Below are 14162 nucleotides of genomic sequence, written 5' to 3'. Positions count from 1 at the left end.
GCCGTTGATGCTGAAGTAGGCCGCGTCGTTGTAGCCGTAGTCCAGCTTGCCGGGGCCGCTGTAGCGGTAGAGGTCGTAGGGGGTGCGCCACGGCACGCTCGGATTGTCCACGCCCCCGATGCGGCCCAGCACCTCGGCGATCTCGTGGGCCGCGACGGCCTCGAAATCGAACGCGCCGGCGGTCACGCCGTCCGCCGGGTTGAAGTCATAGCCGGAGGTCGCGCCGGCGAAGCCGATATAGCCGTCGACGGCGCCGGAATTGCCCGACACGAGCCCCAGCGCCTTGGCCTCCGCGGAGGGGATCACATAGTTGGCGGGGCCCGCGGGCGCGCCGGCCGGCAGGTACTTCACGGCCGACCCCAGGGCGGTGTCGGACGGGTTGCTCCGCGAACTGTTGACCAGGTCGTTGCGCACCTGGCCGTAGCTGAAATAGCCGTAGAGGTTGTCGCTGCTGGCGCCGACCGCATTGGAGGGCAGGGCCTGGCCGGCCACCGAGCCCCAGCTCACGCCGATATTGACGGTCACCGGGTTGCTGAACACCGAGGCGTAGTCGTTCGCCACGGTGCGGAAGGCGCTCTCCACGGCCGCGGCGTTGGCGAGGCCGGTGACGCTGCTGTCGAAGTTCGGGATGATCGTCAGGGCCGCGGCGGGCGAGGCGGCCGCGGCGGCGATTGTGGCGGCAAGGGCGCCGACCGCGAGGGTTGGCCGGAGCCGGGCAGGGGGCGTAAGCCTTGGAAATTGGAGCAATTTTCACCTTTTGACGCGCGGCCCCCCGCCGGCGGCAATGTTTCAGAATCGAAGCGTTTGCACATGCGACGACTTCGCGCAGGGCGTGTTTTCGTGTGGGCGGCGACCTGGGCGCGTACGGCTCCGCTTGTTGCGGCCGCGGGCAAGCGGCGTCGAGGTGGGGCGGCCCTACTTCCCGCCCGCCGCCGCCTTGCCGTCCGCCGCCCGCGCCGCGCGCAGGATGCCGGGGAGGGAGTAGTTCCCCTCGTGGCAGGCGTATTCGAAGATGCCGCGCGGCTCGGTGCGGAAGACCATCTCCGCGCGCCAGGCCCTGGTGAAGAGGGTCGGGTCCTCGACGGTGAATCCGTAGGCGATCTCGTCCGGGGCGGAGCGCGTGAAGCGCTCGACGATGCGGGTGTGCTCCGAGAAGTAGAGGTTGTCGTCCATCTTGGTGGCGCCGGCGCGCAGGCCATAGGTCTCGACGACCAGGGTGGCGCCCTCCCAGCGGCCGACCGATTCGCCCTGCCAGTCCCTCAGGCGCGGGTCCGCGCCCGGCGTCGGCTGCGGCTCGCCGGCGCCCGCGATGCGGATCAGGCGCGCCTCGTGGTTCTTCTCCCCGACGACGGCCAGCCAGCCCGGCGTCTGGACGATCTGCACCACATTGCCGTCGTGGGAGTTGATGATCGGGGCCGAGCCGCCCGTGGTGGTCAGGCAGCGTTCGTCGGTGTCGCGATCCTCGACGTTGTCATAGACGTCCGGCGGTTCCCCGATGATCGGAAGCCGCTTCTTCGCCTCGTCGGTCCAGGGGATGCGGCCATCCGGCGGATCGACGATCCAGGACGAGCGGATCTCGCCGTGGATGCGCGCCAGGCCTGGGCCGTTGTCGGGGAACTCGCTCTCGTTCTGGCCAAGCAGGTCCTGCTTGGAGATCAGCTCGCCCTTGTGGGCGCGCCGCGGCGCCTCATAGGCCTCGGCCTCGGCGGGCGTGACGACCAGGCCCTTGAACGCCTTTGGCCGCTGCAGGCGGGTGTACCAGGCGTTGGTCCAGACGCCGGTCAGGTCGGTAGGCGCGAGCGTGGGCTTCGCGCCAGCCGGCCACGCGAAGGCCGCTCCAGCCGCCGCGAGAAGGCTTCGCCGATCGATCATCCGCTGCTCCCCATCCCGATGGCATATTAGCGCCGCCGAGCGCCCGCGCACCTGCACATATTTGCCGGGCGCGGATGGCTTCGCGGACCGCGACAAGGTTGGCTAATCCGCCGGCCCGCGCCATATCTCAGACTTGGCCGTTCGCGATGCGACGCGAGATCGCGGCGGGGAAATGGGGGAATGGTTTGGCCTCGTCTGGGCCGTCCGAGCGGCGCGCGGCGCCAGGGCCGCTGCTCGCGGCCTTCCTTGAGAAGCGCGAGAACCTCGTGCTGTTCCTGGCCGCGCGCGTCCGCTCCATGGCCACCGCCGAGGACCTTGTGCAGGACCTCTACCTGAAGATCGCCGCCATGCCGGCCGACGCGGCGGTGCAGGCGCCGACCGCGCTGCTCTACCGCATGGCGTCCAACCTGCTGGTCGACCATGTGCGCTCCGACCAGCGCGCCTCGCGGCGCAACGCCCAGTGGCGGATGGACACGCGGGTCACCCTGGGCGGCGTCGACGTGGTCTCCGAACCGGCCGCCGACGAGGCGCTGATGGAAAAGGACCGCGCGCGCCTGCTGGCCCAGGCGGTCGCCGATCTGCCGCCGCAGATGGGCCGCGCCTTCCGCCTGCACAAGCTCGAGGGCCGCTCCCAGGCCCAGACCGCCGAGCTGATGGGGATCTCCCAGAAGATGGTCGAACAGCATATCGCCGTGGCTATGCGCCGCCTGGCCGAGAGGTTCCGGTCATGACGCCTACGGAATTTACGCGGCCACCTAGGGATATGTCGGGTCGGCAACGTCTCCATGGCTGTCCCGCGCGTTCGGCGCCGGACAGGTGGGCAGGCCGATGAGCAGTCCGGTGTCGCGAGACGATGAAGCGAGGGCGCAGGCGGGCGCCTGGATCGCACGCCTCGGCGCCGGGGCGGCGGCGGCCGGCGACGATGGCGCGGCCTTCGACGCCTGGCTGTCCGCCGACCCCGCCAACCGTGCGGCCTATCGCCACGCGGTCGGCCTCTGGCACGAGTTCGACGCCCGCGCCCAGGACGTGCTGACCGAGCTGGCCGACACCGCCGACCTCGACCTGCCGCCCGCGCCGTTGGCGACCCTGACGCCTCGCACGGCGCGGCGATCGCCGCCGTCCGGCTGGTGGATCGGCGCCGGCGGCGCGGCGCTGGCCGCAGGCCTGGCGCTGGCGGTCATGCCGAGCTTCCTGACCGCGCCGCAGGCGCAGACCTTCGTCACGGCCAAGGGCCAGCACCGGCACGTCGCGCTGGCCGACGGCACGGGCATCGACCTCGACGCCGAGACCCGGCTCAGCATCACCCTTTCGGGGTCGGAACGCCGCGTGGCGCTCGCCGAGGGCCAGGCGATCTTCGACGTGGCGCACGACGAACGCCGCCCCTTCACGGTGCATGCCGGGAGCCGGGTGGTGCGCGATGTCGGGACCCAGTTCGACGTCCGCAAGCACGGCGCCGACGTCACCGTCACGGTCGCCAAGGGCCGCGTCGAGATCAGCTCAGAGGGCGCCGCGACCCTCAGCCGCGCCATCTTCCTCGACCCTGGCCAGCGGGTGGAGATCGAGCCCTCGGGCGCCGCCCAGATGAGCCTGGTCGATCCCCAGGAGACCTTTAGCTGGCGCTCCGGGCGGCTGGTCTACCGCGACCGGCCCCTGGCCGAAGTGGTCGCCGACCTGAACCGCCAGTTCGTCGAACAGACCCGGATCGCCGACCCCGAACTGGGCAAGACGCCGATCACCGGGGTGATCGTTCTCGACAATCCGCGCGCGGTGATGTCGCGCCTGAGCTTGATGCTTCCGATCAGGACGGTAGTTTCCGACAAAGGGCTGACCCTTCTTCGGAAGTAAGGCCCAGATTCGGGGGCGAAGCTGTCTAGACTGGGGCGTCGGGGATTTGCGGCCGGCATGGCCATCGCCGTCGCGGTGTCGGGCGCTTGCGGCGCCGCCCAGGCGGCGGTCCCGCGCGTGCGCTTCCACATCGAGCCCAAGCGCCTCTCAGAGGCCCTGCTCGACCTGGCCCAGCAGGCCAACGTCACCCTGATCGGCGCCGGCGCCTGCGACGGCGCCGTCTCGCGCACGACCCTCTCCGGCGCCCTGACCGTCCAACAGGCTCTGGACCAACTGCTCTCCGGCGCGCCCTGCGCCTGGAAGATGATCGCCCCGGACGCCGTGGAGATCCGCGACCTGGCGCGGAACGCGGCGGCCCCGGCCTCGCCGCCGGCCGTCTCCGAACTGCTGGTCACCGCCACCAAGCGGGTCCGCGACCCGCGGCAACTGGCGGTGTCGATGACCGCGGTCAGCGGCCAGGACCTGCAGGCCACGGGCGCCAGCGACGCCGCCGAGGGCGCGGCCCAACTCGACATCCTGTCGACCAACCTGGGCCCCGGCCGCGACAAGCTGCTGCTGCGCGGCCTCTCCGACGGCGCCTACACGGGCCGCGCCCGCTCCACCGTCGCCACCTATCTCGACGACCTGCCGATCAACTACAACGCTCCGGACCCCGACCTGCGGCTGGTGGACGTCGAGCGCGTCGAGATCGCCCGCGGTCCGCAGAGCACCCTGTTCGGCGCGGGGTTCCTGAGCGGCCTCTACCGCATCGTCTCGCGCAAGCCCGACCTGGGGCGCTTCTCCACCGAGCTGCGCGCCACCGGCTCGCTCACCGAAAGCGGCGGCCCGAGCGGCGCCGTCGAGGGCTATGTCAACCTGCCGGTCTGGCGAGACACCGTGGGCGTTCGCCTCTCGGCCTACGACGAACTGGACGGCGGTTATCTGAACGACATCGTGCTCAAGAAGGACGACGCCAACCGCACCGAGCGGCGCGGCGTGCGCTCGATCTTTCTCCTGCAGCCGCAGAGCGACTGGTCGGTCGAGATGACCATCGCGGCCCAGCACCTGCGCTCGAACGACACCCAGTACACGACGCCGGGCCTGGGCCTGAACCGGGACAACCGGATCGCCGAGCCGCACGTCAACGATATCGGCCTGGCCACTGTCAGCGTCCGCAAGTCGTGGGGCTGGGGCGACTTCACCTCCACCAGCGGCTTCGTGCGCCACGAATACGCCAGCTTCTACGACGCCACCGCGGTCCAGGACCTCTACACCTCCCACGCCCAGACCTCGGCCTATTCGGAGAAGGCGCGGGTGACGATGTTCGTGGAGGACGCCTTCCTGACCTCGCGCGGCGCCGGGCCCTTCCAATGGCTGGCGGGGGTCTACGGCTCCGACACCGAGGAGCACTCGCCGACCGAGTTCCTGGCGCAGCTCTCCTTCGTGCCGCAGGGCGTGCCGGTCTACGGCGACGACCGGCGCGACCGGATCAACGAGATCGCGGCCTATGGCGAGGCCTCCTGGGCCTTCGCGCCGCGCTGGCTGGCGGCGGTCGGCGGCCGGGCGTTCGACATCCATACCCACACGACCTCGAGCGTGGTGTCCGAGCGGTTCGACCCGCGCAGCCTGGACCGCGACGTGACCTTCAAGGGCTTCGCACCGAAGCTGTCGGTGCAGCGCGAGCTGTCGGCCGGCGACCTGATCTATGCGGTGATGTCCGAAGGCTTGCGCACCGGCGGCGTCAACTCGGGCGGGGCGGTGCCCCTGGCGCCCCAGCAGGAGACCTTCGGGCCGGATCGGCTGACCAACTACGAGGCGGGCCTCAAGATGCGGTTTTGGCACGACCGCGTGGCCCTCAATTCGGCGGTCTTCTATGACGTGTGGAAGAACATCCAGACCGACCAGTTCCGGCCCTCGGGCATCCCCTTCACCACCAACGCCGGCGACGCCGGCATCCTGGGCCTGGAGGCGGAGGCGCAGATCCAGATTTCCGACAGCCTGTCGGCCCAGTTCAACGGCCGCCTCGACCGCACGCGGATCACCAACGCCAATCCGATCTTCACCTCCGCCATCGTCAACGGGCTGCCGGATGCGCCGGCGGTGTCCGGAGGCGGGGTGCTGACCTACCAGCGGGCGCTGCGGGGCGACTGGAAGCTCAGGCTGGTGGGCGAGACCACCTATGTCGGCCGCTCGCGGGTGAACTTCGACACCCGGTTCCCGGAGATGGGCGGTTATGTGCGCACCAAGCTGCTGGTGGAGATTCGCCGCAAGGCGGTCGGCCTGCAGGTCTTCCTGACCAACCCGACCAACGCCTTCAACGACACCTTCGCCTTCGGCAATCCCTTCAATCCCACCCAGATCCAGCAGGTGACGCCGCAGCGTCCGCGGACGCTGGGGATCACGCTTTTCGCGTCGCACTGATTTTTTGATCGCGCGACCTAGGGATTGGCAGGGCCGGCGACGTCTCTGCTACGACCCTCACGCCTCCCCGGGCGTGCAGGTCTTAGGCAACGTAGCGTGTCCCGAGCCCAAACCACGCTGCGTCCGGCCTGCGCGGCCCTGACGAGGAGAGACGTCCGGGGCCGCGCTGTGCCGCCTTGCTCACATGAAAATTTGGCGCAGCCGTCGAGCGATGCTAGACTGTAGGGGTCGGGCGTGGCCGCCTTCTGCGCACGACGTCTGAAGGCCGAGTAATCGGCCCGCCAGCATCCAGTCGCTGGCGCGAGATATCGCCCCGGCTGGAGCCGTCACACCTCGGCCGGGGCATTCTCCTCCAAGACCCGCTCCGTCAAGACCCGGCCAGGCGCCTGGCCCATGTTACGTGCGCGAAACGCATGGCGGCTTGCACCGGCGCGGGCGCTCCCTAAGCTCAACCGCATAATCCGAGGGGGACACCTGACATGCATCGCCGCGCCTATTTCGCCACGGCCCTGACCGCGGCCCTGCTGGTCGCCGGAGCCTGCGCCGCCGCCGATGCGCCGGCCGCCAAGCCGGCCGCCAAGGCCGCCGCCGTCCGCGACCTCTCGGCGACCGCCGCGCCCGAGGCCGTGGGCTTCGACTCCAGGCGGCTCAAGTCCCTCGACGACTACATGGCCAAGGTGGTCAGCGACGGCCGCGTGGCCGGCATGACGACCCTGCTGGCGCGTCACGGCAAGGTCGTGGAGTTCAAGACCTACGGCAAGACCAGCCTCGAGACCGGCCAGGCGATGCCGAAGGACGAGATCTTCCGAATCTATTCCATGTCCAAGCCCCTGACCGGCGTGGCCATGATGATCCTGTTCGAACAGGGCAAGTGGCGCCTGGACGACCCGGTCACCCGCTATGTGCCGGAGTTCAAGAACCTCAAGGTGATGGTCGAGGCCGACAAGGACGGGAACATCACCAAGACCGAGCCCATGAAGCGCCCGCCGACCATGCGGGAGATCATGAGCCACACCGCAGGCTTCGGCTACGGCCTGGGCGACGAGCATCCGGTGGACAAGCTCTACCGAAAGAACCAGGTGCTGGGCGCGACCGGCCTGCACCAGATGATCGAGCGGACCGCCGAGATCCCGCTGATGTACCAGCCGGGGACCAACTGGTCCTACTCCAGCGCCGTCGACATCCAGGGCTACATCGTCGAGAAGCTCACCGGCAAAACCCTGGGCCAGTTCCTGCAGGAAAACGTCTTCGCGCCCCTGAAAATGAGGGATACCGCCTTCTACACCGGCGCCGACAAGGCCCACCGCCTGGCCGCCGTCTACGTCGCTGAAAAGGGCGAGACCAAGATCCACGAGGCCAAGGAACTCTTCGGCAACAAGATGCCGGACTATTCGAAGCCGCCGGCGATGGAGTCGGGCGGCGGCGGCCTGACCTCGACCACCATGGACTACGCCCGCTTCTGCCAGATGATGCTCAACAAGGGCGAGCTGGACGGCGTGCGCATCCTGTCGCCGGCCTCGGTCGAGCTGATGGACACCAACGTCATCCCGCGCAACGTGCTCCTGAACACCAACGGCACCAGCGTGCTGCGCTTCAACGAGGCGGTCGGCTTCGGCCTCGACTTCCAGGTGGACATGAACCCGCGCCGGGCCGGCTCCCTGGAGGGCAGGAACACGATGAGCTGGGGCGGCGCGGCCGGCACCTGGTTCTGGATCGACCCGACCAACGACGTGCTGTTCGTGGGCATGATCCAGCGGATGGGCGGCTCGGGCGGGGACGACCTGGGGACCATGGCCCGGACCTTGACCTACCAGGCGTTGCTGCATCCGGAGAAGTAGGGGCTTTTTCCCTCCTCTTCATGAGGAGGGTCGAGCCGGCGGCGCCGGGCGGGGCGGGGACGTCCGGTTCAAGCCCTGAGCACGCGCTCCCACCCAATAGTTCCCCACCCGACCTCGCGGGGTTCGGCCACCCTCCCCATGACGGGGAGGGATTGCCCCGCGCCTTGACTTTCGCCCCCCTACATGCGCCCTTCCGCGCCTCGTAAAACAGCCGGTTTTCCTGAGCTAAATGCACGCCTACCGCACCCACACCTGCGGCGCGCTTCGCGCCGCCGACACCGGCAAGACGGTCCGCCTTTCCGGCTGGATCCACCGTAAGCGCGACCACGGCGGGCTGATGTTCGTGGACCTGCGCGACCACTACGGCCTCACCCAACTGGTGCTCTCGCCCGAAACCCCCGGTTTCGACCTTGTGGAGCACATCCGCGCGGAGAGCGTGATCCGTATCGACGGCGAGGTGGTGGCCCGCTCGCCCGACACCGTGAACCCGAACCTGCCGACCGGCGAGGTCGAGATCCGTGTGCGCCAGGTGGAGCTGCTGTCGGCCGCCGCCGAGCTGCCGCTGCCGGTCTTCGGCGAGCCGGACTACCCGGAAGAGATCCGGCTGAAGAATCGCCACCTCGACCTGCGCCGCGAGACCCTGCACCGCAATATCGTGCTGCGCTCCAAGGTCATCCACTCGATCCGCAATCGGATGATCGGCCAGGGCTTCCTGGAGTACCAGACGCCGATCCTGACGGCCTCGTCGCCGGAGGGGGCCCGGGACTTCCTGGTGCCTTCCCGCCTGCACCCGACCAAGTTCTACGCGCTGCCGCAGGCGCCCCAGCAGTTCAAGCAATTGCTGATGGTCTCCGGCTTCGACCGCTATTTCCAGATCGCGCCGTGTTTCCGTGACGAGGACCTGCGCGCCGACCGGAGCCTCGAGTTCTACCAGCTCGACGTCGAGATGAGCTTCGTCACCCAGGAAGACGTGTTCGCCGCCATCGAGCCGGTCATGCACGGCGTCTTCGAGGAGTTCGCCGACGGCAAGCCGGTGACGCCGTACCCGTTCCCGCGCATCCCGTTCCGCGAGTCGATCGCCAAGTACGGCACCGACAAGCCGGACCTGCGCAACCCGATCGTCATGCAAGACGTCTCCGAGCACTTCCGGGGCGGCGGCTTCGGCCTCTTCGCCCGCATCCTGGAGGACGCCCGGAACGCGGTGTGGGCGATCCCTGCGCCGAAGGGCGGCTCCAGAGCGTTCTGCGACCGCATGAATAGCTGGGCGCAGGGCGAGGGCCAGCCGGGCCTTGGCTACATCTTCTGGAGCGAGGACCAGGGCGGCTGGGGCGGCCCGATCGCCAAGAACCTCGGCCCGGAGAAGACCGCCGCGGCCATGGGCCAGCTCGGGATGGGGCAGGGCGACGCCGCCTTCTTCGTGGCCGGCGACCCCAAGAGCTTCGCGAAGTTCGCCGGCGCGGCGCGCACAAAGGTGGGCACAGACCTCAATCTGATCGACGAGAACCGCTTCGAATTCGTCTGGATCGTCGACTTCCCGATGTTCGAGATGAACGAGGAGACGCACCACGTCGACTTCAGCCACAACCCCTTCTCGATGCCGCAGGGCGAGCTGGAGGCCCTGAACACCAAGGACCCGCTCGACGTCCTGGCCTACCAGTACGACATCGTCTGCAACGGCTATGAGCTGTGCTCCGGCGCGATCCGGAACCACCTGCCGGAGATCATGCTGAAGGCCTTCGAGATCGCGGGCTATGGGCCGAACGTCGTCGAGGAGCAGTTCGGCGGCATGCTGAACGCCTTCCGCCATGGGGCCCCGCCGCACGGCGGCCTGGCCCCCGGCATCGACCGCATCGTCATGCTGCTGGCCGGCGAGACGGCCATCCGCGAGGTCATCGCCTTCCCGCTGAACCAGCAGGGGCAGGACCTGATGATGAACGCACCCTCAGAAGTCTCCGAGAAGCAATTGAAAGAACTGCATATCCGGCTCGCTCAGCCTATCAAGGCTTAGGGCGCGGCCCACACTGGCGACGTCACGATGTAGCGATAGGGGCCGGGCGGCGCGGGGGGCGCCGGCGGGGCCGGCGGCGCGGGGATCGTCACGTGGATGTGCGGCATCGGGATGTGCACCGAGCCGGAGCAGGGCTTGGCGGTCAGGCCGCTCGGGACCCGCGTGCGGCTGTTGGCGCAGGCGTCGTCGAGCTGGTCCTGGGTGAGGTTGCGGGCGTGCGACAGGTCGGCGTCGCCGATCTGGGTCCTGTGCAGGTCGGCGTCCTTGAAGTCCGCCCCGTCGAAGTTGCCGCCCATCAGCACGGCGAACTCGAGCACCGCGTCATGGAACTGGGCCTTTTCGAACCGCCCGTAGCTGAGGTTCGCGGCGCGGAGGGTGGCGTCGTGGAAGTCGGCGCCGTGGGCGACCACCTTGTTCAGGTTGGCCCCCGTCAGGTCGGTGTTGCGCATGATCGCGCCGACCATCTGGGCCTGGTTGAAGTTCGAGCCCTGGGCGGCGGAATCGGTGAAGTCGGCGCCCGACAGGTTGGCGTCGGCGAAGATGCTGCCGCTGGCCTGGGTGTCGCGCAACCTCGCACGGGTGAGGATGGCGTTGCTGAAATTGACGCCGAGGATCTGGGAGTCGGTCAGGTCGGCGCGCGTCAGATCGGCGCCGACGAAGATCGACGAGATGAAATGGGCCTCGCGCAGGTCCGAGCCCACCAGGGCGGCGCCGGAGAAATTGGCGTTCATGAAGTGGGCGCCGTGCAGCCGACGGCCGGAGAGCTCGCACTTCACACAATCGCCGCCGAAGGTGGTCGAGCGCGGGATGTCCCGGTCCCCGCCGCCGCCCGCGTGGGCCGCCATCGGGGCGGCGAGGGCCAGGGCCGTCAATGCGAGCAGCAGGGGTGAGGTCGTCTTGGCCACGCGGCGGCTATCCTTGAACTTGCAGGTTCCATGTGCCTGCGGGGAACCTTGGACGCCACTTAATTCGCGGTAATTGTTAAGGGCTTAGGCGACGGCGCCTATCCTCTGGCTATCCCTCAGGCGCCGAGATCCTCGCCCAATCGACCCGCGCGGACGCCGCAGCTCTCGCAGATCAGGGACGCGCCCTTGCGGACCACGGCCACATCGCCGCAGGCCGCGCAGACATCGGCCGCCTCATGCGCGGCCGGGCCGCTCGCACGGTTGGCGCTGGGCAAGAAGACCAGGTTGTCGGGCGCCGCCCCGCGCGAAAAGCCCCGTGAAATGAACCGCGAAGCCGGTTGCGGCCCCTCGGTCTCCAAAGGCTCGCCGTCCAGCGCCTCGGCCTTGCCGCGGCCCAGGCCGTCGGCATTGAGCTCGCCCGGATCGCCGGTCGCCAGGTCCTTGCGGCCCAGGTAGGAGACGCCCAGTTCGCGGAAGATGTAGTCCAGGATCGAGGTCGCCGACCTGACCGTATCGTTGCCGGTCACCGGCCCGGCAGGCTCGAAACGGGTGAAGACGAAAGCGTCGACGAATTCGTCCAGCGGCACGCCGTACTGCAGGCCGATGGAGATCGCGATGGCGAAATTGTTCATCAGCGAGCGGAAGGCGGCGCCTTCCTTGTGCATGTCGATGAAGATCTCGCCGAGTTCGCCGTCGTCGTACTCGCCGGTGTGGAGGTAGACCTTGTGGCCGCCCACCGCGGCCTTCTGGATATAGCCCTTGCGCCGGTCGGGCAGCTTGCGACGCGTGCGGTCGCGCTCCACCACGCGCTCGACGATGCGCGCCTCCGGCTCCGGTGCGCGGGCGGGGCGAGGCTCGCCGAGGTTGGGCAGGTCCAGGGAGAGGTCGGCCGGCGGCGAGGCGCGGCGGACGAGGACCGGCCCGGTCGCCTCGTTGAGGGCCGCCAGAACTTCGGCGGGCGTAGCGTTCCAGGCCAGCTCCACCTCGGCGACCCTGGGAACGCCCAGCGCCAGGTCCAGCGCCTGGGCCATGACTCGCCGGGGCGCCTCGCCCAGTTCCGCGGCGCTGCGGAAAACGCCGCGGGCGATCGGGGTGAGGAACGGCGCCTGGGCCAGGCTGTCGCCGCCGAGGGCGTGCCCTTCCGCGGCGGCCACGTCGGCGACGGTGAAGCCCATCAGCGCCAGCAGGTCGAACTGCGGGTCGGCCAACTGTTCGGGCGTGGCGCCCATCACGTCGCGCAGGAAGCCCTCGCCGATCACCGCCGGGCTGAAGGCGGCGGGCAGGCGGCCGACCAGGGGCAGGGCGGCCTCGACCGCGGCGATCTCGTGGTCGGTGAAGCCGCGGGCCAGCAGGGCGGCGTGGTTGACGCCGGGCGCGTCGCTGAGGTCGGCGCGCCCCAGCAGCAGGGCGTGCGCCTCGGCCGCCTCGACGCCGGCCAGCGCCAGGCCCCGCGCAGCCGCCTCGCTCAAGCTGCGGATCGACTCTCCGTCGGCGCTTTCGGCGAACGAGACGGGCCCGGCCCAGGGCTCGCCGGAAAGCCGCCCGCCGCCCAGGCGCAGCTCCAGCTCGGGATCGCGGAACAGGGCCAGGCCCGCGCCCGCGCCCTCGATGGCGGCGCCGGCGGCGAGGTAGAGTTCCCGGGCTGTCTCCCGGCCTACATCGCTGTCGTAGTCGAGGCCGTGCGCCACCAGCCATTCGCCGAGGCCGGCCAGCCCGATCAGCGCCGGGCCGTCGCCGGCCGCCGCCAGGGCCTCGGCGAGCAGGGCCGTGGCGGCCTCGAAGGCGTCGATGTCGAATCCGTCCGGCGACCAGAAGCCCATCAGGTCGACGCCGCCGCGCCAGCCGGCGGCGGCCGCGGCGATGGCCTCGGCGGTCGAGCGGCTCTGCGCCAGCACCACCGCGCCGGTCGCCCAGGCCGCCTGGGCCACGCCGGCGTCGGCCGGACCCACGACCACCAGCCGCGGGCCGCCGGAGGCGTCAGGCGGCTCGGCGTCCCAGGTGCTCTCCCCGGCGCGGGCCAGGGCCACCGCTTCCAGGATCATGGCGTCGGAGGCGCCCGCCGCGCGGGCGGCCTCGGCGGCGCGGGCGAGGCTGGGGTTGGCCTGCGGGTCGGCGCAGGCCTCGCGGTCGCCCTCGCAGCGCAGGACCGCGTCGATCACCGCCTGCAGCCGCCGGCCGAGTTCGATCGCGGCGGCCTGCGCCAGGGCCTGGCCCCGATGGGCCGCGACGGCCTGGGCGATCTGCGGCGAGCCGGCGGCGGCGATGGGCGTAGGCTCAGCCGCCGGCGGCAGGGCGATAGCAAGGGTCCCGGCCAGCAGGGCCTCGGTCAGGCCGTCGCGAAAGCGGGTGCGGGCGCGCACGTCCTTGACCAGCCCCTTGGCCTGGGCGCGGACGGTGAGCTGTTCGACAGCCTCGGCGATGGCGTGGGGCAGGTCGGTCTCGCCCTCCGCCCAGTCAATCCAGGCGTCGAGGCGCGCATTGGTCCAGTGCGCGGGCGCGTGGGCTTCCACGAAGCGTCCGCCGCGCTCCACGATCCGCGCCTCGATTCTCGTCCGCGATGCTTCGCGCGCCATCCGACGACTCCCTTAGGCGAGCCTAGGGCGCTGCGGCAGGCGCGATCAATAGATGTTGCGGTCGCGAATGGGTTCATCCCCAATATCTTGCAGGCGAGGGTGGCCGGGCGCAGCGCTGGACGCTCCAAATCGCCCCGCCTATAGTCCGGCCGCTCACTCGCCCCTCCCAGAGACATCGCCCTGTGCTGAATTTCCTGAAGTCGATCTTCACCTGGTGGAACGGCGCCACGATCGGCGCGCGCTTCCATATCGGCCGCCGCGGCGTCTATGTCGGCCAGGACGAGGGCGGCAACCGCTACTTCGAGGCCCGCGACAACTCCGACAGCTATGACGGGCGCAAGCGCCGCTGGGTGATCTACCAGGGCTACGCCGACGCCTCGAAGGTGGCGGCCGAGTGGCATGGCTGGCTGCACTACACCTTCGACGAGCCGCCGACGGTGGAGCCGTTCAAGATCAAGTCCTGGGAAAAGGACCACCTGCCGAACCTCACCGGCACCATCCACGCCTATCGTCCGCCGGGCGCGATCTCGCGCGGGGGCGAGCGGCCGAAGGCCACCGGCGACTACGAGGCCTGGGTTCCGAAATAGGGCCAGGTCCGCTGTCCTCCCGCCCGACATCGCGCGCGCTGTTCCGTCTGGCTTTGGTGGCCGGGATCGTCGTGGCCGGACTGGCCGCCGCCGCCCAACCCCCGCAGTCGGCTCCGCCGCCGCCTCCCGCCCCG

The 14162-nt window shown here is 70.0% G+C and carries 10 protein-coding genes; 6 read left to right on the top strand and 4 right to left on the bottom strand.

Going from position 1 to position 14162, the window contains the following annotated elements; all coding sequences use genetic code 11:
* A partial coding sequence (locus VNW53_RS12740) for an NF038122 family metalloprotease (protein ID WP_325556048.1) occupies positions 1–747 on the bottom strand: 747 nt, incomplete at its 3' end.
* Between the two features lie 168 nt (positions 748–915).
* Entirely contained in the window at positions 916–1872 is a 957-nt protein-coding gene (locus VNW53_RS12735) for a hypothetical protein (protein WP_325556047.1), read from the bottom strand.
* Between the two features lie 185 nt (positions 1873–2057).
* On the opposite strand from VNW53_RS12735, the gene VNW53_RS12730 reads away from it, so the two are divergent.
* From VNW53_RS12730 to aspS, 5 genes are all read left to right on the top strand, one after another.
* A complete protein-coding gene (locus VNW53_RS12730; protein WP_325556046.1) occupies positions 2058–2603 on the top strand; it encodes an RNA polymerase sigma factor in 546 nt (181 codons plus the stop codon).
* 109 nt (positions 2604–2712) lie between these two features.
* Positions 2713–3717 (top strand): FecR family protein, encoded by a 1005-nt coding sequence (locus tag VNW53_RS12725; protein WP_325556045.1) that lies wholly within the window; start codon positions 2713–2715, stop codon positions 3715–3717.
* Between the two features lie 57 nt (positions 3718–3774).
* Positions 3775–6117, top strand: coding sequence for a TonB-dependent receptor (locus VNW53_RS12720; RefSeq protein ID WP_325556044.1), 2343 nt, complete (start codon positions 3775–3777; stop codon positions 6115–6117).
* A 479-nt stretch (positions 6118–6596) separates the two neighbouring features.
* Positions 6597–7955, top strand: coding sequence for a serine hydrolase domain-containing protein (locus tag VNW53_RS12715; RefSeq protein WP_325556043.1), 1359 nt, complete (start codon positions 6597–6599; stop codon positions 7953–7955).
* 229 nt (positions 7956–8184) lie between these two features.
* Complete coding sequence (gene aspS / locus VNW53_RS12710) at positions 8185–9963, top strand: aspartate--tRNA ligase (protein WP_325556042.1); 1779 nt, start codon at positions 8185–8187, stop codon at positions 9961–9963.
* On the opposite strand, the gene VNW53_RS12705 is transcribed toward aspS, so the two are convergent.
* Together VNW53_RS12705 and VNW53_RS12700 are read right to left on the bottom strand one after the other, a co-directional pair.
* Positions 9960–10868, bottom strand: a complete 909-nt coding sequence (locus VNW53_RS12705; protein WP_325556041.1) for a pentapeptide repeat-containing protein — start codon at positions 10866–10868, stop codon at positions 9960–9962. The genes aspS and VNW53_RS12705 overlap by 4 nt on opposite strands.
* Positions 10869–10984: 116 nt before the next feature.
* Positions 10985–13441: a ribonucleotide reductase gene (locus VNW53_RS12700; protein ID WP_325556040.1), complete on the bottom strand. Its 2457-nt coding sequence runs from the start codon at positions 13439–13441 to the stop codon at positions 10985–10987.
* A 194-nt stretch (positions 13442–13635) separates the two neighbouring features.
* On the opposite strand from VNW53_RS12700, the gene VNW53_RS12695 reads away from it, so the two are divergent.
* Positions 13636–14028 (top strand): NADH:ubiquinone oxidoreductase subunit NDUFA12, encoded by a 393-nt coding sequence (locus VNW53_RS12695; RefSeq protein WP_325556049.1) that lies wholly within the window; start codon positions 13636–13638, stop codon positions 14026–14028.
* Positions 14029–14162 lie beyond the last annotated feature (134 nt).

It is taken from the genome of Phenylobacterium sp., from assembly GCF_035569475.1.
Lineage (GTDB): Bacteria > Pseudomonadota > Alphaproteobacteria > Caulobacterales > Caulobacteraceae > Phenylobacterium.
The sequence above is the reverse complement of the archived record's forward strand: the minus strand, read 5'-3'. Positions and strand labels throughout refer to the sequence as shown.